The organism is Lysinibacillus sp. SGAir0095, from assembly GCF_005491425.1.
Taxonomy (GTDB): Bacteria; Bacillota; Bacilli; order Bacillales_A; family Planococcaceae; genus Ureibacillus.
This window is the reverse complement of the sequence record NZ_CP028083.1, coordinates 3,278,894-3,301,723: the sequence shown is the minus strand read 5'-3', so window position 1 is coordinate 3,301,723 and position 22,830 is coordinate 3,278,894. Positions and strand designations below refer to the sequence as shown.

24 protein-coding genes are annotated in these 22,830 nt (G+C 40.9%); all 24 read left to right on the top strand.

Features of this window, described 5'->3' with window-relative positions; all coding sequences use genetic code 11:
* The first annotated feature begins 30 nt into the window (after positions 1–30).
* Entirely contained in the window at positions 31–2,028 is a 1,998-nt protein-coding gene (locus C1N55_RS16380) for a S9 family peptidase (RefSeq protein ID WP_137729811.1), read from the top strand.
* Between the two features lie 145 nt (positions 2,029–2,173).
* Positions 2,174–2,641: an S-ribosylhomocysteine lyase gene (locus C1N55_RS16375; protein ID WP_137729810.1), complete on the top strand. Its 468-nt coding sequence runs from the start codon at positions 2,174–2,176 to the stop codon at positions 2,639–2,641.
* A gap of 196 nt (positions 2,642–2,837) precedes the next feature.
* Entirely contained in the window at positions 2,838–3,704 is an 867-nt protein-coding gene (locus C1N55_RS16370; protein ID WP_137729809.1) for a YitT family protein, read from the top strand.
* A 61-nt stretch (positions 3,705–3,765) separates the two neighbouring features.
* Positions 3,766–4,146 (top strand): cytochrome c551, encoded by a 381-nt coding sequence (cccB, locus tag C1N55_RS16365; protein WP_137729808.1) that lies wholly within the window; start codon positions 3,766–3,768, stop codon positions 4,144–4,146.
* A 373-nt stretch (positions 4,147–4,519) separates the two neighbouring features.
* Entirely contained in the window at positions 4,520–5,152 is a 633-nt protein-coding gene (locus tag C1N55_RS16360) for a TetR/AcrR family transcriptional regulator (RefSeq protein ID WP_240758319.1), read from the top strand.
* Between the two features lie 108 nt (positions 5,153–5,260).
* Entirely contained in the window at positions 5,261–6,403 is a 1,143-nt protein-coding gene (locus C1N55_RS16355) for an acyl-CoA dehydrogenase family protein (RefSeq protein ID WP_137729806.1), read from the top strand.
* Positions 6,404–6,436: 33 nt separating this feature from the next.
* Positions 6,437–8,080, top strand: a complete 1,644-nt coding sequence (locus tag C1N55_RS16350) for an AMP-binding protein (RefSeq protein WP_240758318.1) — start codon at positions 6,437–6,439, stop codon at positions 8,078–8,080.
* A gap of 12 nt (positions 8,081–8,092) precedes the next feature.
* Positions 8,093–9,454 carry an acetyl-CoA carboxylase biotin carboxylase subunit gene (locus C1N55_RS16345; protein WP_137729805.1) on the top strand — a complete coding sequence of 454 codons (1,362 nt, stop codon included), beginning with the start codon at positions 8,093–8,095 and terminating at the stop codon, positions 9,452–9,454.
* Between the two features lie 93 nt (positions 9,455–9,547).
* The gene (locus tag C1N55_RS16340) at positions 9,548–9,760 is read left to right on the top strand and encodes an acetyl-CoA carboxylase biotin carboxyl carrier protein subunit (protein WP_137729804.1); all 213 of its coding nucleotides are present in this window, start codon (positions 9,548–9,550) and stop codon (positions 9,758–9,760) included.
* A gap of 13 nt (positions 9,761–9,773) precedes the next feature.
* Positions 9,774–10,694 carry a hydroxymethylglutaryl-CoA lyase gene (locus tag C1N55_RS16335; RefSeq protein WP_137729803.1) on the top strand — a complete coding sequence of 307 codons (921 nt, stop codon included), beginning with the start codon at positions 9,774–9,776 and terminating at the stop codon, positions 10,692–10,694.
* A complete protein-coding gene (locus tag C1N55_RS16330) occupies positions 10,679–11,458 on the top strand; it encodes an enoyl-CoA hydratase (RefSeq protein ID WP_137729802.1) in 780 nt (259 codons plus the stop codon). The genes C1N55_RS16335 and C1N55_RS16330 overlap by 16 nt, the downstream gene beginning before the upstream one ends.
* Before the next feature lie 16 nt (positions 11,459–11,474).
* Positions 11,475–13,013, top strand: a complete 1,539-nt coding sequence (locus C1N55_RS16325; protein WP_137729801.1) for an acyl-CoA carboxylase subunit beta — start codon at positions 11,475–11,477, stop codon at positions 13,011–13,013.
* 370 nt (positions 13,014–13,383) lie between these two features.
* The gene (hprK, locus tag C1N55_RS16320) at positions 13,384–14,325 is read left to right on the top strand and encodes an HPr(Ser) kinase/phosphatase (RefSeq protein ID WP_370452540.1); all 942 of its coding nucleotides are present in this window, start codon (positions 13,384–13,386) and stop codon (positions 14,323–14,325) included.
* Positions 14,326–14,369: 44 nt separating this feature from the next.
* A complete protein-coding gene (lgt, locus tag C1N55_RS16315) occupies positions 14,370–15,245 on the top strand; it encodes a prolipoprotein diacylglyceryl transferase (RefSeq protein WP_137729800.1) in 876 nt (291 codons plus the stop codon).
* 40 nt (positions 15,246–15,285) lie between these two features.
* Positions 15,286–15,927: a pyrophosphatase PpaX gene (gene ppaX, locus C1N55_RS16310; protein ID WP_137729799.1), complete on the top strand. Its 642-nt coding sequence runs from the start codon at positions 15,286–15,288 to the stop codon at positions 15,925–15,927.
* Positions 15,928–15,931: 4 nt separating this feature from the next.
* Positions 15,932–16,438, top strand: a complete 507-nt coding sequence (locus C1N55_RS16305) for an acyltransferase (protein ID WP_137729798.1) — start codon at positions 15,932–15,934, stop codon at positions 16,436–16,438.
* 158 nt (positions 16,439–16,596) lie between these two features.
* Complete coding sequence (locus C1N55_RS16300) at positions 16,597–16,872, top strand: hypothetical protein (RefSeq protein ID WP_137729797.1); 276 nt, start codon at positions 16,597–16,599, stop codon at positions 16,870–16,872.
* 123 nt (positions 16,873–16,995) lie between these two features.
* Positions 16,996–18,159 (top strand): ATP phosphoribosyltransferase regulatory subunit, encoded by a 1,164-nt coding sequence (locus C1N55_RS16295; protein WP_137729796.1) that lies wholly within the window; start codon positions 16,996–16,998, stop codon positions 18,157–18,159.
* Complete coding sequence (gene hisG / locus C1N55_RS16290; RefSeq protein WP_137729795.1) at positions 18,159–18,782, top strand: ATP phosphoribosyltransferase; 624 nt, start codon at positions 18,159–18,161, stop codon at positions 18,780–18,782. Before C1N55_RS16295 ends, hisG begins: the two co-directional genes overlap by 1 nt.
* A gap of 15 nt (positions 18,783–18,797) precedes the next feature.
* Positions 18,798–20,078, top strand: a complete 1,281-nt coding sequence (gene hisD, locus C1N55_RS16285) for a histidinol dehydrogenase (protein WP_137729794.1) — start codon at positions 18,798–18,800, stop codon at positions 20,076–20,078.
* Between the two features lies 1 nt (position 20,079).
* On the top strand, positions 20,080–20,685 hold the full coding sequence (gene hisB / locus C1N55_RS16280; protein WP_137729793.1) for an imidazoleglycerol-phosphate dehydratase HisB: 606 nt from the start codon (positions 20,080–20,082) through the stop codon (positions 20,683–20,685).
* Positions 20,682–21,329: an imidazole glycerol phosphate synthase subunit HisH gene (gene hisH, locus C1N55_RS16275; RefSeq protein WP_137729792.1), complete on the top strand. Its 648-nt coding sequence runs from the start codon at positions 20,682–20,684 to the stop codon at positions 21,327–21,329. The genes hisB and hisH overlap by 4 nt, the downstream gene beginning before the upstream one ends.
* The gene (hisF, locus tag C1N55_RS16270; RefSeq protein ID WP_137729791.1) at positions 21,323–22,081 is read left to right on the top strand and encodes an imidazole glycerol phosphate synthase subunit HisF; all 759 of its coding nucleotides are present in this window, start codon (positions 21,323–21,325) and stop codon (positions 22,079–22,081) included. Before hisH ends, hisF begins: the two co-directional genes overlap by 7 nt.
* Positions 22,078–22,722 (top strand): bifunctional phosphoribosyl-AMP cyclohydrolase/phosphoribosyl-ATP diphosphatase HisIE, encoded by a 645-nt coding sequence (gene hisIE, locus C1N55_RS16265; protein ID WP_137729790.1) that lies wholly within the window; start codon positions 22,078–22,080, stop codon positions 22,720–22,722. Before hisF ends, hisIE begins: the two co-directional genes overlap by 4 nt.
* The last annotated feature ends 108 nt before the right edge of the window (positions 22,723–22,830 follow it).

The following is a 22,830-nucleotide window of genomic DNA, read 5'->3' as shown; positions in this document are numbered from 1 at the left end:
ATCGAAGTATGTTTTGAAAGGGTGGACAAAATGGCAGAAAAAAGATTACTAGAAAAAGAGGATTTATTTAAAATTCAATCTGTTACAAATCCGCAGCTTTCCCCTAATAATAAAGAAGCTGTATTTATTAAGACAAGGATTGATGAAAAAGAAAATCAATACTTCTCAAGCATTTATCACTTAAATGTGGATTCAAAAGTAGTTACACAATGGACGTTTGGAAATGAACGTATTTCCTCTCCAAAATGGTCGCCAAATGGAGAACAGATTGCTTTTATCTCCAATCGTGATGAGAAAAACCAATTATATATACTGAATAAAACCGGTGGTGAAGCCAAAAAAATCACCCATGTTGAATCAGGGATCAACTCTTTTTTATGGTCTCCATGTGGAGAAAAAATCTGGATTACAAGCAGTCTAAAAGAAGATAGAACATTTAATGACGCTGCAAAAAAAGAGAAAGAAGAGAAAGAAAAACCTACAGCTTATGTAGTGGACAAAATGCGCTATAAAATGGATGGTTTAAAAGGGCATGGGTTAACAAAACAAGAAGTGCATTCTCAAATAGCCATCCTTTCGATAAAGGATGATACAATCGAACAATTTTCTGAAGGCAACCATTCATATTCGCTTTTCGATATTTCACCAGACGGCAAGCAGGTCATTATTGGTGTAAATCGCGAAGAGCAGAAAGATTATGATTTTAGACAGCCATTAATACTGGTAGATGTTGAAACGAAAAATGAAACCGTACTGGTGGATCATGAAGGCTATTATGGTGGAGCGAAGTTTTCATATGATGGTAAGTATATTGCTTACGTGGGCAGCGATGCTTCATTTAAAAATGCTACACATTCGAATGTTTATGTATATGAAATTGAAAATGGCGTGACACAAAATCTGACAGAAAGCATTGATTGCCCTGTTGGCGATTATGCGGTTGCAGATACGCAGCAAGGAGTATATGCGCCAAGCATCGTTTGGACAGAAACAAATGATCTGTACTTCCAGCTTTCGAATTTAGGAGATGTGCAGGTATATTACGCTAGTTTAGAAGGAGCGATATATCCTGCTTCAAAAGAAGGAGAGCATGTCTATGACTATGCGATTTCGAAGGACGGACAATTAGCTTTAATTGCTGTTTCTGATCCTACATTCCCTGGTGAGTTATTTGTTTATGAAATTGCAAAAGGTGAAAGAACGCAAGTAACGCATTTCAATGATGAATGGTTAAATGAAGTGAAGCTTTCAAAACCAGAACCAATTGTCTACACAAGTAAAGATGATATACAGGTGCATGGCTGGTTAATGAAGCCTGCCAATTTCGAAGAAGATAAAAAATATCCATTGGTTGTTGAAATACATGGTGGACCACATGCAATGTACGCAAACTCATTTTTCCATGAACTACAATTGCTTGCGGCACAGGGATATGGTGTTTTATATGTAAATCCTCGAGGTAGCCATGGTTATAGCCAAGAATTTGTAAACGGTGTTCGTGGTAATTATGGCGGTGGGGATTACGAAGATATTATGGCAGGTCTGGACCATGTTTTAGGTGAGGAAACATGGATCGATGTGAATCGTCTAGGCGTAACAGGTGGCAGCTATGGTGGCTTTATGACAAACTGGATTGTCGGACAAACAAATCGTTTTAAAGCAGCCGTTACTCAGCGCAGTATTTCAAACTGGATAAGCTTCTTTGGTGTATCGGATATCGGCTATTATTTCACTCCATGGCAAATTGGGACAGATATGATGGACCCAGAAAAACTATGGGCGCATTCACCTTTGAAATATGCCAAAAATATCGAAACACCTCTATTAATCTTGCATAGCGAACTAGATTTCCGTTGCCCGATTGAACAGGCCGAGCAGTTATATATTACGTTAAAATCGATGGGGAAAGAAACGAGCTTTGTTCGCTTCCCAGATAATAACCATAATCTATCTCGTACTGGAACGCCAAATTTACGAATTGAACGTTTAGAACAAATCGTATCATGGTTTGAAAAATATTTAGTATAGTTGCATCTATAGAAATAATGATATCCCTCAAGTGACAAAAAATAGCTTTCTCTTGTAAAATGAAATAGAAAGATAAGTAGTTTGATAAATCAAACTATTTAACGAGAATGTATACTATCAACAATACTAGAAAGAGGGTTTTAGAATGCCTATAATGAATGTAGAAAGCTTTAATTTAGATCATACAAAAGTTGCTGCACCATATGTTCGCCTTGCAGGAACGAAAGAAGGACAAAATGGGGATATTGTCCTCAAATATGACGTTCGATTTAAACAACCAAATATCGATCATATGAAAATGGATGCTCTTCACTCAATTGAGCACTTAATGGCAGAAAATATTCGCAACCATACAGAACACGTTGTTGATATGAGTCCAATGGGATGTCAAACAGGTTTTTATTTAACAATGATTAATCATGATAACTATGAGGAAGTACTTACGATTTTAGAAAATACATTAAAGGATGTTGTCAATGCAACAGAAGTTCCTGCATGTAACGAAGTACAATGTGGTTGGGCTGCGAATCATAGTTTAGAGGGTGCAAAAGAATTAGCAGCAGAAATGCTTGAAAAACGTAACGAATGGTCTACAATTTTTAAAGAAGATTAAATACTGTGGGACAGTCCTTTTTAAGGGCTGTCTTTTTAATTATGCACTGTAAAATAGAAAAGTACCTTATTTATATAATGGCAAATCAAGATTCGTCTATCCCTTCATCTTACTAAAGTTCTCTTTTTCAAGCTTGTTTGTTATAATCATGCAGGAGAAATTTGCAAATGAGAATTTGATGTGAGTGAGGAAATATATGAGTAAAATAAACAAGAATAATGTCTCAAATTCTACAAAAGATATTATACAGGAATACATTTATGTACTTCTCGGTGCTGCGGTGATAGCATTTGGATTTAATGCATTTTTATTCCCCAATCAAGTAGCTTCCGGAGGCGTTAGTGGGATCAGTACCATTTTAAATGGTCTTTTTGGATGGAATGCAGGAATTGTTCAATATGCTTTTAATATTCCGCTATTCGTTGCTGGTGTATTCGTATTAGGCAAAAATTTCGGGCTAAAATCATTTGTAGGTACATTAGCATTGCCATTCTTTGTTATTGTGTTTGCCAACATGGGGGCATTAACTACAAATGCACTATTAGCTGCCCTTTTTGGGGGAATTATTGTTGGTCTAGGTATTGGTTTTGTATTTAAAGGGAATGCTTCTACTGGTGGTACAGATTTACTGGCCCAAATTATTACAAAATATACTGGGCTGACGTTAGGTACAAGCGTTCTATTGATTGACGGTATTATTGCAATTAGTGCAGCTTTAGTCTTTGATCTAGAAAAGGGATTGTATGCATTAATTGGACTATTTGTAACGACGAAGACAATCGATATTGTTCAGTTAGGTTTTAGCCAATCAAAAATGGTGTATATAATCTCTAACAAACAAGATGAAATCCGCGACGCAATTTACGCGGATATTGATCGAGGCGTTACAAAGGTGCCTGCCTTTGGAGGATATACCGGGGAAGAACGTCTTATGCTAATGGTGGTTGTGTATCAATCAGAATTCACAAAGCTGAAACAAATCATTAAAACCGTTGACCCGACTGCGTTTGTGATTGTTTCCGATGCTTATGAGGTGCTGGGAGAAGGTTTCAAAAGAGTCTAACTTTGGTATACTTACCAATGTAATCTGTATTTACTTTATATCTTTTTGGAGGGGTTCAAAAATGAAAAAAGCATGGTTAGCACTAGTATTCGGTTCAGCATTATTCCTTGCTGCGTGTGGTGGCGGTGACGACGAAGCAACTGATACTAACACAGGTACGGAAGATACAACAACAGAGGACACAACAGGTACAGGTGATACTGCTACAGGCGGTGCAGATGCTGGAGCCGGTGAAGAACTCGTTAACGCAAATTGTATATCATGTCATGGTGGTAATTTAGAAGGTATGGGAAATACACCGTCACTTGCAGACGTTGGTGGACGTCTTTCTGAAGAAGAAATTCATGATGTAATCGTAAATGGTCGTGGCGGAATGCCAAAAGGCTTACTACAAGGTGAAGATGCGGAAGCAGCTGCTGCTTGGTTAGCACAACAAAAATAATACGCTTCCTAAATAAAAAGACAAAGTCATTCAATGGCTTTGTCTTTTTTTTCGCATGTTGTATTTTCAATACATAATATAAAGAAACCAAGAATATAATGGAGTGCATGTTGTGACTTTGAGACGGGGCGAAACGATCATATTACAGGTTAAACTGTACTTGAATTTGAATCAAGGAATGAAACTTCTTAAACAGAAATCTAGGTATCTAGATTGAAATGATAGTCGAAAAAACATGTCTTAAAGTAGAATAAATAGGTATATTCGATGATTTTTGTGCAAATCTACTAGACTGAGAAATGGATGAATGCTATATTTGAAATAGTAATATTTAACAAAACTAAAATGATTCCTGAAGTCTAAGGGGTGATAGATGGGGGGAGAAAAATTGGTCGTACAGTCTTTAAAGGAACGAATTATTGATACGGCACTGGATCTTTTCCGGCATAAAGGATACCACGGTGTGTCGGTAGATGAAATTGTCGCAACAGCCGGAACTTCCAAGGGTGGATTTTATCATAAGTTCAAATCGAAGGATGCTTTGTTATATGAAATACATGATGTGTTCATATCTCATGTGTTAAAACAAACGAAAAAAGCATATGACGAAAATGAAACACCTATCGATAAAGTGTGCGCCATGTTGTATGCGTTTACAAATGTATTTGATGTATATCAGCGCCATATTACTGTCTTCTATGATGAAAGCGCTTATTTACCGCCAGAGTATAAAAATATCATCAAGGAAAAGCGAACAGAATACCGGAAGCTGATTGAACAGGTGATTGAGGATGGAAAGAAAAGCGGCCATTTCCGGTCAGACATTTCCACTACAATCACGACAATGGCCATCATTGGATTAGTGAACTGGACCTATAAATGGTACCGGCAGAACGGCAGCCTGACAATGGAGCAGATTACACGCCATTTTAATGATTTAATTCTCAGAGGGATTATGACAGAGCAAGGGATGCAGGAAGCAAGAGCAAAAAAATACCTAATTTAGGTAGAAGTAGTTAGCCAGTCAATGGAGCCTGGTTTTTTTAAAATCACGTACAAACCGACTAGTCAGTACCAGATGAATTAGTCCAAAAAATCAAAGGGGGAATAAGGGATGAATTTTGAATTGACAAAAGAACAACAAATGATTCGCGATATGGTGAAGGAATTTGCACAGGAAGAAATTGCTCCGTACGCACGTGAACTGGACGAAAAGCATGAATTTAGAAAAGAAAGCTTCGATAAAATGGCTGAGCTTGGCTTGTTCGGCATACCTTTCCCTGAAGAATATGGCGGTTCAGGAGGAGATACAATTTCTTATGCATTAGCCGTAGAGGAAATTGGGCGTGCATGTGGAGGTACGGGCTTGAGCTATGCCGCGGCTGTAAGCTTAGGAGCAGCACCTTTCTATAACTTTGGAACAGAAGAGCAAAAGAAGGAATTTCTCGTTCCTATGGCGGAAGGGAAAACTTTGGGCTCGTTTGGACTGACAGAACCGAACGCAGGCTCTGATGCAGGGGGCACAAGGACCAAAGCTTACATCGATGGGGATGAATGGGTTATTAACGGAGAGAAATGCTGGATTACGAATGCTAGCTATGCGCGTCAGGTTGTTGTAACAGCTGTTACGGGGAAGGATGATCGAGGAAAAAACATCATCACGGCGATCATTGTACCAACTGACACACCAGGTGTAACGATTCGTTCGGATTATCAGAAAATGGGTGTTCGTGCATCGAATACTTGTGAAATTATCTTGGAAAACGTCCGTGTACCTCGAGAAAATGTACTTGGAGATGAAAAGAAAGGGTTCGGTCAGTTCTTAAATACATTGGATGGCGGTCGTATTTCAATCGCTGCACTATCTGTCGGGATTGCGCAATCGGCTTTTGAAAAAGCACTGCAATATTCCAAGGAACGTGTGCAATTTGGAAAATCAATTTCTAAATTACAGGCAATCCAGTTCAAATTAGCGGATATGGCGATGGAAATCGAATTGGCGCGCAATATGGTTATGAAGGCAGCATGGTTGAAGGATCAAGGCAAGCCGTTCAAAAAAGAGGCAGCATACGCAAAACTATTTGCCTCCGAGATGGGTTTCCGTACTTGTAACCAGGCTATCCAAATTCATGGCGGGTATGGGTATATGGCCGAATATGATGTTGAACGTCATTTACGTGATATCAAACTGATGGAAATCGGGGAAGGAACATCGGAAATCCAGCGAGTTGTCATTTCACGTGTACTAGGCTGTTAGTTCTTTGGCAAATGAATAAGGGGAGGATTGCGTATGGCAGAGTTGGTTTATCAAACGCTTAGCGAGTTATTAGAAGAAAGGTGCGCACAATTTCCAGAACGAGAGGCATTAGTTTATGCAGACCGTAATTTACGGATGACCTATGCCCAGTTCCATAAAGAAAGTGATTTAGTGGCGAAAGCTTTAATGGCTATCGGACTTGAAAAAGGGCATCATTTCTCGGTATGGACGACGAACGTACCCCAGTGGCCAGTGCTTCAGTTTGGTTCCGGGAAGATGGGCGCACCGCTAGTAACAGTCAATACAAATTACCGTACAAGTGAACTGGAATTTTTACTCAAGCAATCGGATACAAGAGCGATTATACTAATTGACCAATTTCGGGATCATTCATTCATTGACACATTATATGAACTGTGTCCGGAGCTGAAATACTCAGAACCTGGTCATTTGCAAAGTGAGCGTTTGCCGCTTTTGAAAACCGTTATAGTAATTAGTGATAAGCACTATCCTGGGACGTTCAGCTATGAGGAATTTATGGCGAAGAGTGGCGAGGTATCAGATGAGCAACTAGAGCAGCGCAAACAAACCTTAACATATGAAGATGTCATCAATATTCAATATACATCAGGGACGACTGGTTTTCCTAAAGGTGTTATGCTCAGACATTCCAACTTAATCAATAATGCTATTAATATTGCAGAATGCATGAAGCTAACACACGAAGACCGCCTATGCATCCCTGTACCGTTTTTCCATTGCTTCGGCTGCGTGATCGGTACTTTGGCTATTGTTTCAGCAGGGGGCACAATGGTACCTGTTCAAGAATTCAACCCAGAGGAAGTACTACGAACGGTAGAAAAAGAGAAATGTACTGCGCTTCACGGGGTACCGACCATGTTTATCAGTGAGCTAAATTTACCGAATATTATGGAATTTAATCTATCATCATTACGAACAGGCGTCATGGCAGGTTCCAACTGTCCAATTGAAGTGATGAGGAACGTCATCAATATAATGGGAATGGAAGATGTGACAATTTGCTATGGTCAGACTGAATCTTCGCCAGTAATCACACAAACACGTGCAGATGACCCATTGAATCTTAAAGTTGAGACAGTTGGCCGGGCTTTGCCGAATGTAGAAGTGAAAATTATGAAGCCAGGTACGAATGATGAGGTTCCAAGAGGAGAACAAGGAGAAATTTGTGCTCGAGGCTATGTGGTGATGAAAGGTTACTATAGTAACCCTGCAGCGACGGAAGAGGCGATTGACTCAGACAACTGGCTTCATACGGGTGACCTTGGCACGATGGATGAAAATGGATACGTTCGTGTTACAGGACGACTGAAGGACATGATTATTCGTGGGGGAGAAAATATTTATCCACGCGAAATAGAAGAATTCCTGTATCAACACCCAAAAGTGCTGGATGTCCAGGTAACAGGTGTCCCGGATGAGAAGTACGGAGAGGAAGCTGTGGCCTGGATCATCTTGAAGGAAGGGCAGTTAGCGACAGCAGAGGAAATAAAGGAATTTTGCACTGGAAAAATATCGTGGCATAAAATTCCGAGGTATATCTTTTTCATCGACAGCTATCCAATGACGGCTTCGGGAAAAATTCAAAAATTCAAACTTCGAGAACAATTCGCGGGCTTCGCGAAAACATTGCAGTAGGGAGGATGAAGTATGTTCAAAAAAATACTCATTGCCAATCGTGGCGAAATCGCACGTCGCATTATTCGCACTTGCAAAAGATTAGGAATCGAAACGGTGGCAATTTATTCGGAAGCGGATGCAAACAGTCTTCATGTGAAAGAAGCAACAGAGAGTTTCTGTATCGGTAAACCGCAAGTAGCACTTAGCTATTTGAATATAGACGCCATTTTAGATGTGGCAAAGCAAACTGGTGCCGATGCAGTACATCCTGGATATGGACTGTTGTCAGAGAATGCAGCCTTTGCCAATCGTGTAGAGGAAGCCGGGCTAACTTTCATTGGACCAAAATCACAGGTCATTCAGGCAATGGGCTCAAAGATTGAGGCTCGCAAAATAATGGAGCAGGCAGGGGTACCCATTGTGCAAGGGGTGAATGATCCAATTAAGGATGCGGACGAAGCGGCAAAGATTGCACAAGAGATAGGCTATCCAGTTATGCTGAAGGCATCTGCAGGCGGCGGTGGGATTGGCATGCAGTTAGTCAACAATGAAGAAGAGCTGAAAAAGGCATTTGAAGGCAATCAAAAACGTGCACAAAGCTTCTTTGGAGATGGCACAATGTTCATCGAAAAATTTATTGCACAGCCACATCATGTAGAAGTACAGGTGCTAGCTGATGCGCATGGCAACGTCGTACCGGTATACGAGCGTGAATGCTCAATCCAGCGCCGCAATCAGAAAGTCGTGGAGGAAGCACCTTCACCGTTCATATCAGAAGAAACACGTAAAAAAATGCTTGATGCGGCAGTGGATGCGGCGAAGCATATCGGTTATACAAATGCGGGAACGATAGAGTTTTTGGTAGATCATGACCAAAACTTCTACTTCCTTGAGATGAACACGAGACTACAGGTGGAGCATCCAGTAACAGAAGAGATTACGGGACTTGATCTTGTCGAGCAGCAGCTGAAGTTGGCAAAAGGTGAGAAACTTGCCTTCACAAGAGAAGACATCCAGAAAAAAGGGCATGCGATCGAAGTGCGAATATACGCGGAAAACCCGGTTACATTCTTCCCTTCACCAGGAAAAATTACAAATCTTGTATTACCTAAAGGTGAAGGAATTCGACATGAAGTAGCAGTGGAATCCGGGAGCGATGTTACACCTTTCTACGATCCTATGATTGGGAAACTCGTAGTATTTGGAGCGACACGTGAAGAAGCTTGTGCTAGACTGGCTGATGCTTTAAGGAACTATGTGGTCGAGGGAATTCAAACGAACATACCAATGCTTCTTGAAACGGTAACGCATGAGCAGTTCTTATCTGGCGTGACAACGACGAAGTTTGTAGAGGAATACTATTTACCAAAAGCAACAACAGTCGGTAAATAAGACAAGAAGAGGCTCGAAAGATTGAACTTTGGCGAGTCGTTATCTAATGCGTGCCACTTCTGTCGCATTCTATTTTAAGCGGAGGGATAATTTATGACAATAGTAAAAGCAAGTATGGCAGGTACAGTATGGAAAATTCTAGTATCAGAAGGAGAGCAAGTAGAAGCTGGCCAGGACGTTGTCATTCTGGAATCCATGAAAATGGAGATTCCGATTGCTGCGGAAGAAGCAGGTACAGTAAAACGAATTATTGCTGCCGAAGGTGATTTTATCAACCTAGACGACGATCTTGTCGAAATCGAATAAGGGAGTGTAGTCCATGCAGCTGCCAAAGCAAGTGCAAATAAAAGAAGTAGGACCACGCGATGGGTTGCAAAATGAAACGACTTTTATTCCGACTGAGGAGAAAATCAAGCTTGTTAACCGTTTAAGTGATACGGGGCTCGATTACATTGAAGTAACGAGCTTCGTGCATCCAAAATGGATACCACAGCTGGCGGACGCAGTAGAGGTTCTCAAAGAGATTAAGAGAAACACCGATATTACTTACGCTGCACTTGTACCGAACAGCAAGGGGCTGGAACGGGCGCTTGATGCTGGTGTCGATGAAGTGAGTATTTTCATGTCGGCAAGTGAAGGTCACAACAAATCCAATATCAATAAATCAATAGCTGAGACATTTCCTGTTTTAAAGGAGGTCGTTGATGGTGCGCTAGCAGCAGGAAAGACGGTGCGAGGCTATATCTCTACTGTCATTTCCTGTCCATATGATGGCTATACAAAACCAGAACAGGTCGTATATGTGGCGGAAAAACTATTTGATATGGGGATTTCCGAAATATCGCTGGGAGATACAATCGGCGTCGGCGTACCGACACAAGTGAATGCACTGCTGCTGGAAATGCTGCGCCATTTCAAGGCAGAGCAACTGGCGATGCATTTCCATGATACACGAGGTACGGCATTAGCAAATGTTCTGACAAGTCTAACGCATGGCATTACAAAATTTGATAGTTCGATTGGTGGACTTGGAGGATGCCCGTATGCAAAGGGGGCATCGGGCAATGTAGCAACCGAGGATCTCTTGTATTTATTGCATGAGATGGGTATTGAAACAGGGGTCAACCTAAAAAAAATTCAGCAAACGGCACTATCAATAGAAGAAATTATCGGTAAAAAGCTATCATCAAAGCTGGTGGCTGTTGCACGAGGGGAGGAAGAATCATGGCGAAGTTCGTAACAGTAGAGGTGCAAGATAACGTAGCACTTGTCATGTTGACACGAGCGGAGGCTGCAAATAGCTTATCTGTTCAAATGTTACATGAAATTAACGAGACATTAGAAGCAATCCACTATGATCGTTCCATCCGTGCTGTTATTGTGACGGGCGACGGAGAAAAAGCCTTCTGTGCAGGAGCGGATTTAAAGGAACGCAGTGGAATGAATGAGGATGAAACCCGTAAAACCATCGCACTCATCGGCAAAACGGTGAATCATTTCGAAGTGCTCGCCCAGCCAGTAATTGCAGCGATCAATGGTGTGGCTTTGGGTGGAGGTTTGGAACTTGCCCTCGCATGTGATATCCGTATGGCCAGCAGCACGGCAAAACTTGGATTGACCGAAACAGCTTTAGGCATTATTCCAGGAGCGGGTGGGACACAACGACTTCCTCGTCTTATTGGTATGGGAAAGGCAAAGGAGCTTATCTATACAGCTCGTCGACTGTCTGCAGAGGAAGCTTACCAGTATGGAATCATTGAGTACATGACCGAACCTCAGGAATTGCTGGAAGAGGCAAAAAAACTGGCCCGGGAGATTGCGAAAAATGCACCTCTTTCACTCATTCAGGCAAAGACTGCAATCAATCAGGGGATGCAGACGGATATTTCTACTGGATTACAGATAGAATCCTTGGCTTATAACCGATTACTTCATACGGAAGACCGCCTAGAAGGCTTGAGGGCTTTTAAGGAAAAACGCTCACCGGTATACAGTGGCAAATAAAAGGGGGATGGGAGAAATGAATAATTTAACAGATCATAACAAACATGAAGAAATGAAGGATACCGTGTTAAAGGGCGGCCATATAAAATATCATGAAAAAAATAAGGAACAGGGGAAATTATTTGTTCGCGATCGCCTAGAGCTGCTATTCGACGAAGGGCTACAGGCTGAGGATGGAACGTTTGCCAATGTACTTGCAGGCGACCTACCTGCAGATGGCGTTGTCACAGGTATCGGGAAAATTCACGGACGGACTGTATGTGTAATGGCAAATGATTCAACAGTGAAAGCAGGTTCATGGGGGAAACGGACGGTTGAAAAAATCATCCGCATCCAGGAGACAGCCGAAAAGCTGGGGGTTCCCTTACTTTATTTAGTTGACTCGGCTGGTGCTCGTATCACGGATCAGTTGGAAATGTTCCCAGGTCGCAGAGGAGCTGGCCGTATTTTTTATAATCAAGTGAAATTGTCCGGCCGCATCCCGCAAATTTGTCTGTTATTTGGTCCTTCAGCAGCAGGCGGTGCCTATATTCCGGCCTTCTGTGACGTTGTGGTCATGGTAGAAGGAAATGCTTCCATGTATCTGGGGTCGCCTCGTATGGCCGAGATGGTAATCGGGGAAAAGGTGGATCTTGAAACAATGGGTGGAGCAAAAATGCACTGTTCGATTTCAGGCTGCGGCGATGTCCTAGCAAAATCCGAGGAAGAGGCAATTGCCTATGCAAGACAATACCTTAGCTATTTCCCGGATAACTTCAAAAACAAGCCAAACGTGGAGGAGCCAAAGCTGCCCTCCAGTTTTGAAAAGTCTCTTGAGGAAATTATTCCAGCCAATCAAAATGCGGCATTCAATATGTATGACTTAATCGACCGAATTATTGATGAAGGTTCATTCTGTGAGGTGAAGAAGCTGTTCGCCGCTGAAATCATCACTGGATTCGCCCGCATTAATGGACAGTCTGTGGGCATAATTGCGAATCAGCCTAGGGTAAAGGGGGGCGTACTGTTCGCTGATTCGGCAGACAAGGCTGCGAAGTTTATTAGCCTATGTGACGCCTTCCATATTCCGCTCATTTTCCTAGCAGATGTTCCGGGATTCATGATCGGTACTCAGGTAGAGAAAATGGGCATTATCCGCCACGGTGCGAAAATGATTTTTGCGATGAGTGAAGCGACAGTGCCGAAAATTACGGTTATTGTCCGCAAGGCATATGGTGCAGGTCTATATGCGATGGCAGGCCCTGCATTTGAACCGGACGTATGTATTGCATTAACAGGCGCTCAAATCGCCGTAATGGGTCCAGAAGCTGCTGTTAACGCAGTGTATGCCAACAAGATTGCAGCACTACCAAAAGAGGAGCAGGCAGCATTTATTGAACAACAGCGCGAAGAATACAGAAAAGAAATTGATGTGTATCGCCTTGCCTCTGAATTGATTATCGACGATGTCATTCAACCAAATGAGCTGCGCAAGACGTTGGAGCTTCGTCTAGATGCCTATAAGTCAAAAGAGCTGACATTCACTGAACGAAAGCACGGCGTTAGCCCAGTTTAATGCTTCCTAATGGTGAAGAATGCTTTTAGGTGAAGTCGTATAAGACGAAAGCAGGCTCAAGTGTTAATAAATTATGTGGCTTTTTTGATTGTCACTACATTGCAAGAGAAGGGAGGTGTCTCATTCATATATGAGACACCTCCTTTTATTTTTTCTTTACGATTGAACACTGATTTGTCATTATGGGTAACAGCTTGAGGTCGTTTTGAATCCTTATGGTTGTCAGGAATCGGAAGTTTTTTCTAAGTTTACGAGTGTGAAGTGGGTTTTAGATAGTTTGGAAAAAGATTAATTTAAATACAATCTATCGGTAACATGCTAAAATAGGTACTATATGTCAATAGTAAGAAGTAGAAAGTGCTAGGGGGTAATGATCATTCAAGTTTCGACAAAAGAAGTCATAGAAAAATTCAATTTAACGGTAGTAAGTGGGCAGGAAGGAATTGGCCGTTATATTACAACGAGTGATATTTCAAGACCAGGACTTGAAATGGCAGGCTATTTTACACACTATCCTGCCAATCGAGTTCAGCTAATCGGAAAAACTGAATTATCATTTTTTGAAATGCTCCCAACTGAATTGAAAAAGGAACGAATGCTGAAGCTGTGCTCACAGGAAACTCCTGCTATTGTGATTTCTAGAGGTTTAGAAGTTCCTATTGAGTTAATTACAGCCTCCAATGAACACGATGTTCCCGTATTAAGTACTTCCATGAAAACATCTAGTTTCTCAAGTAGACTTACCAATTACCTAGAAAGTGAGTTAGCGCCTACCGCAGCAGTTCATGGTGTTCTTGTCGATGTATATGGAATTGGGGTATTAATCATCGGGAAAAGTGGCGTAGGGAAAAGTGAAACTGCACTTGAGCTTATTAAAAAAGGCCATAGACTGGTTGCTGACGATTGTGTAGAAATTCGACAAGAAACTGAAGACTTAATAATCGGAAGTCCACCACCTCTATTAGAGCATCTGTTAGAAATTCGAGGTATTGGTATCATTGATATTATGACGCTATTTGGAGCAAGTGCTATCCGTCCTACAAAGCGAATTACATTGATTATTGAGTTGGAAAACTGGGATCCGGAAAAAACCTATGATCGATTAGGTTTGGATGAAGAAAAAATGAAAATTATTGATACAGATATTACCAAGTTGACGATTCCTGTTCAACCAGGGCGAAACGTATCTGTAATTATAGAAGTGGCTGCCATGAATTACCGTTTGAAAAAAATGGGTGTGAACGCGGCACAAGAATTTTCTAGAAGATTAGACGAAGTGATTGCAATTCAGGATGAAATGGATGACTATTAACTAACTTTTAGAAACGTTGCTTTAAAGACGAGAGGGGTATTTGAATGGAACAGGTATTACTTGCAATCAACCCGGTTGCTTTTTCACTTGGGAGCATTGAAGTAAGATGGTATGGAATCTTAATTGCTCTCGGAATTGTCCTGGCCTATTTTGTAGGACAACGAGAGGCTGTAAAAAGAGGATTGCCTGAAGATTTTTTAGCGGATATGTTGATTTGGGCGATTCCAATCTCGATTATTTCTGCTCGCATTTATTATGTTTCGATGAAATGGGAGTATTACGGAGCTAATCCAGAGAAAATTATTCAAATTTGGAATGGTGGTATCGCCATTCATGGTGCTTTAATTGGTGCTGTAATTACAGCTTATATATTCTGCAAGAAAAAAGGGTTTAGTTTTTTAAAGGTAGCAGATATACTTGCACCGAGTCTTTTAATTGGACAAATTATAGGCCGTTGGGGCAACTTTATGAACCAGGAAGCCTATGGTGGACCAGTATCCCGTGAGTTTTTGGAAAATCTAATGATTCCAAATTGGATTATTGAACAGATGTATGTTCAAGATCTTGGTACATATGTTCATCCAACGTTCTTATATGAATCAATGTGGAATGTAATTGGTCTGATTATTCTACTTTCTTTCCGAAAAGTGAACTTACATCGAGGAGAAATTTTCTTCAGTTATATGATCTGGTACTCAATCGGTCGCTTTTATATTGAGGGCATGAGAACAGACAGTCTGTATCTGATTGGGGAATTGCGTTCTGCCCAAGTTGTTTCGATATTAGCAATTGTGTTCGGTATTATTTTCATTGTTTACAGAAGAATGAAGGTTCGCCCTGTTGTTCGCTATCTTGATGTCGAGAAAAATACTAATCATAATACGAAAAAAAATGTTAAGAACAAAGGGAAGAAAAAGTAAGCAATAAATGGAGCTCGTAAAGAGATAAAGGAGTTGCAATATTCGTATGAAAGCCTTGCTGTTTGATTTTGATGGAACGTTATTAAATACAAATGATTTAATTATCCAGACATTTATGAATGTATTAGAGGAAAGATTTCCTGGGCAATATTCGCCAAAAGATTGCATGGATTTCATAGGTCCGTCATTAAAAGAAACCTTTGAACAATTAACGCCGGATGAAGTCGACGAAATGATTGAGAAATATCGACAATGGAATTATGCCAATCATGACACATTAGTGACAGAATACGACGGAGTAGTCCATACTTTAGAAAAACTCAAAGAAAAAGGCATCCGTCTAGCAATCGTTTCAACCAAGAGACGGGATACGATCGAAAAAGGATTAGTTCTAATGGGGGCAAAACATCTATTTGAATTTTGGGTTGGTGTGGACAGTGTGAAAAATGTAAAGCCTGATCCAGAGCCCGTACTACTAGCCATCGAAAAATTGGGTGTAGATAAAGAAGATGTCATGATGATTGGAGATAATTATCATGATATTGAAGCAGGAAAAAATGCAGGTGTGAAAACAGCTGGTGTCGCATGGTCCATCAAAGGAGAAGATTTTTTAAGACAGTTTAATCCGGACTATATTTTACAGCATATGTCTGACCTATTAACGATTGTGGAGGAGTCTTAATCTGATGAGAAGGACGGAACGATACCCTGTTCAAGGTGCAAACTCATTATGGAAAGTTTATCAAACGGTGTCATTTTGGAAAGTAATGAAATGCTTTATTTTTATTCAAATTGGCCGCATTACGCCGTTTATGAGTATGAAAAATTGGATTTATCGTACGTTTTTACATATGAAGATTGGTGAAAAGACATCACTTGCCTTGATGGTGATGCCAGATTCCATGTTTCCTGAAAGAATTACAATCGGAGATAATACCATCATCGGCTATAACACCACGATATTAGCTCACGAATACTTAATTGAAGAATATCGTTTAGGGGATGTGAAAATTGGCAGTGAAGTCATGATTGGTGCCAATTCTACCATTTTGCCTGGTGTTGTCATTGGTGATGGCGCAATTGTTTCCGCAGCTACACTTGTGCATAAAGATGTCCCGGCTGGCAGTATGGTCGGCGGCAATCCAATGCGCATTATCTATACACGAGAGCAAATGGCTGAACGAAAAAGTTGAGTGATAAGGAACTAAAAGTATGAACAATACTTTTAGTTCCTTTTTTTGTGGAGTAAAGATGAGCCAGGCAAGTAAGGTGAGCAAAGTCGCAAGTAAAGGTGGGGAACTCGCAAGTAATGTGGTGAAAGTCGCAAGTAAAGGAAAGAGTCGCAAGTAATGTGATGAAAGTCGCAAGTAAAGAAGGGGAACTCGCAAGTAAAGTGGAGAAAGTCGCAAGTAAAGAAAGAGTAGCAAGTATAATGGCGAAAGTCGCAAGTAATGAAAGGGAACTTGCAAGTAAACAAGTCAATCTAGCAAGTAAAACTACAAAAACAAAAGAGCAACTCAGCCCTCACTCAACCCACCTCCACAAAACATTGTCGAACGCCAAGGTTTTTCTATTATTCTTTAAAAGGTATAATATTATTAGAAGTCATAATTTTTATAATATTTAATGAAAACGGCTATTCACGCTATTAATTGATTGACGAACTGAAGGATGTTGGGTAGAATTACTTTAACATATCAGTTCTCTAGTTCTCTAGTATACTAAAGTAAAAATGGTAGGAAGTGTTATTATGTCATCGATAAAAATGTTTGAAAAACCATTAGGAATGCGTGATACATTCCCGATTACTTATGAAAAAACTGAAGAAGTTCGACAAATCGGACGCGAATTTTTACGTGCTCGCGGGTTTGATTTTATTCAAACACCAAGCCTGGAGTACTTCGATACAGTGGGGAAAGCATCTGCCATTTATGATGCTTCCTTATTTAAATTAGTAGATAGCCAGGGGAATACGTTGGTTCTTCGCCCAGACATGACGACACCCATTGCGCGTGTCGCGACTTCAAAATTATTAAAGGAAAAAATCCCTTTGCGGTTAGCATACTTTGCAAATGTTTTTCGTGCCCAGCAAACGGAAGGTGGTCGTCCAGCTGAATTTGGTCAAATGGGGATTGAAATTATTGGTGATCGAACAGTTTTCGCAGACGCAGAGGTTATCATTACGGTCATTCATTTAATTCAAGCCTTTGGGATTCATTCTTTCAAAATTACAATTGGTCATGCAGGCGTATTAAATTGTATTTTGAAAGACTACACAGAAAGTAATGAACAAGCGGATACACTTAGAACATTATTGGTTGAACGTAATTATGTTGGCTTTGAAGAAGCCGTCGAAAGCTTTAACCTACCAAAAACTAAATCAGATGCTTTACTGCAATTTATCAGTGAAGCAACCAATTTTGTAACCATTCAAGATATTGAAAAGTATGTGCGCAAAAACGATGCACTTGACTATATGCAGCAGCTTATTGAACTGATTGAGGTTGCGGACTTATCACAATTTGTTGCTCTAGACTTTACATTATCAAGTCATATGAATTATTACACGGGAATGTTATTTGAAGTGTTTGCTGAAGGCAGTGGCTTTGCCTTAGGGAATGGTGGCCGCTATGACGGATTATTACAGCACTTTGGAACAGAAGTGGGGGCTACTGGCTTTGGCATTCGAGTTGATCGACTTCTCGAGGTGATTCCTTCAAAAACATCCACATACCAAACAGTCGGAGTAATCTTTGAAGAATCACTATTTGGAAAAGCATTAAAAGCAGCTAATTCTTATCGAGAAGAAGGAAAGCTAGTTACTTTGCAATCACGTAAAGGATTAATAGATGAAGAAGCATTTACAAAGCTCTTCGATAAAATCGTGTATGTCAGCCAGGAGGATTTAGCGTAATGAGTCATTTAACTATTGCCATGCCAAAGGGACGAATTTTTGAAGAAGCATATCAGATGCTCATCGATGCGGGTTTTAACTTACCTGAGGAAGTTGAAATGTCACGTAAATTGTTGATTGAAATTCCAGAAGAAAAAATCCGATTTATCTTGGCAAAACCAATGGACGTACCAGTGTATGTAGAGCATGGCGTTGCCGATATCGGGATTGCGGGTAAGGATACATTACTTGAATTACGAAGAAATGTTCATGAACTTTTAGATTTGAAAATAAGCCAATGTTACATAGCTTCTGCAGGTTTGCCAAATACGACGATGAACGAAATTGCACCACGTATTGCAACGAAGTATCCCAACATTGCCATGAATTATTATAAAGAAATTGGTGAGCAAGTAGAAATTATCGAATTAAATGGATCCATTGAGCTCGCACCGATGATTGGTTTAGCAGACCGCATTGTCGATATCGTTTCTACGGGAAGAACCTTAAAAGAGAACGGACTTGTCGAATACGAGCATATTACAGATGTATCGTCTCGACTGATCGCCAATCCAGTTAGTTACCGAATGAAAAGTGCACGAATTCAAGAATTAGTATCACGTATGAAAAAAATTGTCGGTTAGGAAGAAGGGCTTTTTGTGAAAATAACAAAATTAACGAACACGATTTCATTAAAGAGACAGCTTGAAGGTGGGAACGAAGAACAATTAAAAACTGTTCGGCAAGTGCTTGACGATGTTCGTGAAAATGGTGATGCAGCCCTTCGCAAATATAGTGAAATGTGGGATGGCATTCAGTTAGAAGACTTCCGTGTCACACCCATGGAAATCGAACGGGCTGTACAAAACTTTGATCCCCAGCTGAAAAAGGATTTAGAAGAGGCAGCAGCCAATATTCGGTATTATCATGAGGCACAAAAACGAGACGGTTACAAGCTTCCTTTAGAGAATGGTTCCTACTTGGCACAAAGAATACTTCCTTTAGATGCTGTAGGCTTGTATGTACCAGGTGGATTAGCAGCATATCCTTCATCTGTACTCATGAATGTGATTCCTGCCCAGGTTGCAGGGGTGGAACGAATCGTCATTACCTCCCCGGCTGGAAAGGATGGGAAACTCCCGGATGCGGTTCTTGTGGCGGCTTCCATATTAAACATTAACGAGATTTATAAAGTTGGTGGCGCACAAGCGATTGCAGCATTAGCTTATGGAACAGAAACAATCACGCCGGTTGATAAAATTACGGGTCCAGGTAACATTTACGTTGCATTAGCAAAGCGTGAAGTGTTTGGTGAAGTAGCAATTGATATGATTGCTGGCCCGAGTGAGATTGCCGTACTTGCAGATGACACAGCCTATGCAGATGAGATTGCAGCTGATTTATTATCCCAAGCAGAGCATGATGAATTAGCTTGTGCAGTGCTCATCACAACTAGTGAACAATTAGCTCTAGATGTGGCAGCAGAGGTTGAAAAACAGTTAAGCGTGTTACCAAAAGAAGCGATTGCACGTAAATCGATTGAAAATTTCGGGCAAATCTATGTGGCACAAACGATGGAGCAAGCAATACAGGCAGTCAATTCACTGGCACCAGAGCATTTGGAGGTTGTTACGGCTAATGCGGAGGCGGATTCATTAGAAATTCGCCATGCAGGAGCGATCTTTATCGGTCGATATAGCTCAGAACCAGTTGGAGATTATTTTGCCGGGACAAACCATGTGTTGCCGACGAATAGTACGGCACGGTTTGCTAGTGGGTTAAATGTAGATGATTTTATTAAACGGACAAATGTCGTTTATTATACTGAAAAAGCGTGGGAGGAAAATGCACCGAAAATCGCTCGTCTTGCAAGAATGGAAGGGCTGGAAGGGCATGCCCGTGCAGTAGAATCTCGAGGTTGGACAAAAGGAGATAAATAATATGGCAGAACAAAATAGTCGATTTGCTAGAATTGAACGCAATACCAATGAAACGAAAATCGCGGTTGAATTGAATTTAGATGGGGACGGTCAAGCAGAAGTAAATACAGGTGTTCCTTTTATGGACCATATGCTGGATTTATTTATCAAACACGGCTTATTTGATGGCAAAATCATTGCTGATGGGGATACACATATTGACGACCATCATACGACAGAAGATATCGGCATTGTCTTGGGACAGGTGATCCGTGAAGCACTTGGTGACAAAAAAGGGATTAAACGTTATGGGAACGCCTTTGTCCCAATGGATGATGCATTAGCTCAGGTAGTTATCGATTGTTCGAACAGACCACATCTAGAGTATCGTGTAGAGCCTGAATTAAAAGAAAAAGTAGGAACGTTCGATACAGAGCTAGTTCATGAATTTTTATGGAAATTCGCCTTGGAAGCACGTATGAATGTTCACGTAATTGTTCCTTATGGCCATAATACACATCATATTATCGAAGCTATTTTCAAAGCACTTGCAAGAGCAATAGATGATGCGGTACAAATCGATCCCCGTGTGAAAGGCGTACCATCAACGAAAGGATTGTTGACATGAAAATTGGCGTAATCGATTATGGAATGGGCAATTTATTTAGCGTCGAACAAGCGTTAAAAAGACTGGATTGTGATGTAATTGTCTCTGCAAACCCGCAAGAATTAGCCGCAACAGATGCCCTTATCTTACCTGGTGTCGGAGCATTTCCAGATGCGATGAGACGCTTAGCTGAAACTGGTTTGGAAGCTTTCATTCGTGAACAGGTGGATGCCAATAAACAACTACTAGGGATTTGCCTAGGGATGCAGCTGCTTTTTGAGGAAAGCGAAGAAGTAGCACCTACAAAAGGCTTTGGCTTCTTTAATGGCAAAATTACTCGATTCTCTGGTGAAACATCACATGGAGAAAAGTATCGCGTTCCTCACATGGGTTGGAATACACTAGAATTCAAGAGCTCACCGAAATGGTTAGAGGATCAGACATTACCACAAAGCAATTATGTTTATTTCGTCCATTCATTTTTTGCAACGAATCTAAATCGTGAACAGCTTGTAGCCAGTGCAGATTATTTTGATACTGAGGTGCCGGGTGTCGTGCAAGCTGAAAATGTTTGTGGGATGCAGTTCCATCCTGAAAAGTCAGGGGAGTTTGGTGTTTTCTTGCTTGAACAATGGTTAAAAGGTGTGGGGGTGCAAACATGCTAACAAAACGGATTATCCCTTGCCTTGACGTTAAAGAAGGGCGCGTTGTAAAGGGCATTCAATTTGTGGAGCTTCGTGATGCCGGAGATCCAGTTGAGCTTGCGAAATTTTATGATGAACAAGGTGCAGATGAGCTGGTGTTTTTGGATATCTCTGCTTCGCATGAAGGTCGTGAAACAATGGTGGATGTGGTGCGAAAAACGGCGTCAAGCCTTGCCATTCCATTTACTGTAGGTGGTGGTATCCGTACACTGGAGGATATGAAACGAATTCTTCGTGCTGGTGCAGACAAAGTATCTGTCAATACCTCTGCATTAGAGCGCCCGGAATTGATTAAAGAAGGCTCAGATTTTTTTGGCGCACAGTGTATCGTTGTCGCAATTGATGCGAGATATTCGGATGAGGATGGCACTTGGATGGTCTATACCCATGGCGGACGTAACAAAACGGAGTGGCAGGCCGTTGAATGGGCAAAAGAAGCCGTACGTCTCGGTGCAGGCGAACTATTACTGACAAGCATGAATCAAGACGGAGAAAAAACGGGCTTTGATTTAGCTTTAACAAAAGCAGTTCGGGATGCAGTGACTGTACCTGTGATTGCAAGTGGTGGTGCCGGAAATGCTGAGCACTTTGTTGATGTCTTGCAAGAAGTTGATGCAGATGCGGCACTAGCAGCATCCATTTTCCACTATAAAGAAACAAGTGTAGCTGAGGTGAAATCAGTTTTACGCGAAAAAGGGGTTTGTGTCAGATGATTGAAGGATTAAAGTTCGATGACAAAGGATTAATTACCGCTGTTGTGCAAGATGCACAGTCAAAAGAAGTATTAACGGTTGCTTATATGAATGAGGAATCTCTACATAAAACAATCGAAACAGGTGAAACGTGGTTTTACTCCCGTTCAAGACAGGAGCTTTGGCATAAAGGAGCAACAAGTGGAAATGTGCAAAAGGTAGTTTCGATTAAAGCGGATTGTGACCAAGATGCATTAGTAGTCGAAGTATTGCCAGCTGGACCTGCATGTCACAATGGAACAATTTCCTGCTTCACAAATTCCATTGTTCAAAATGAGGATGCAATTGGATCAGTGGATATTATTCCACAGCTAGTAAATATCATTCGTCAACGAGAAATGGATATGCCTGAGGGTGCGTATACGACATATCTATTTGAAAAAGGTATCGATAAAATTTGTAAAAAAGTAGGCGAAGAAGCAACAGAAGTAGTCATTGGCGCGAAAAACCGTGACGTTCAGGAAGTGAAATGGGAAGCAGCAGATTTAATTTACCACTTATTGGTGCTGCTGCAAGAGCAAAAAATTGATGTTTATGAGGTTCTGGCAGTGTTAAAATCACGACACGAAGAGAAGAGAGCAAGTACTAAAAATAACGAATAATTTGAACAGGTTTTCTTGAAAGAAAGTCAAGGTTTATTTAGTCATATAGCAATACTTAAATAATGACGTATCACGTAATTATGTTATAATAAGATTAATTGTCTAAGG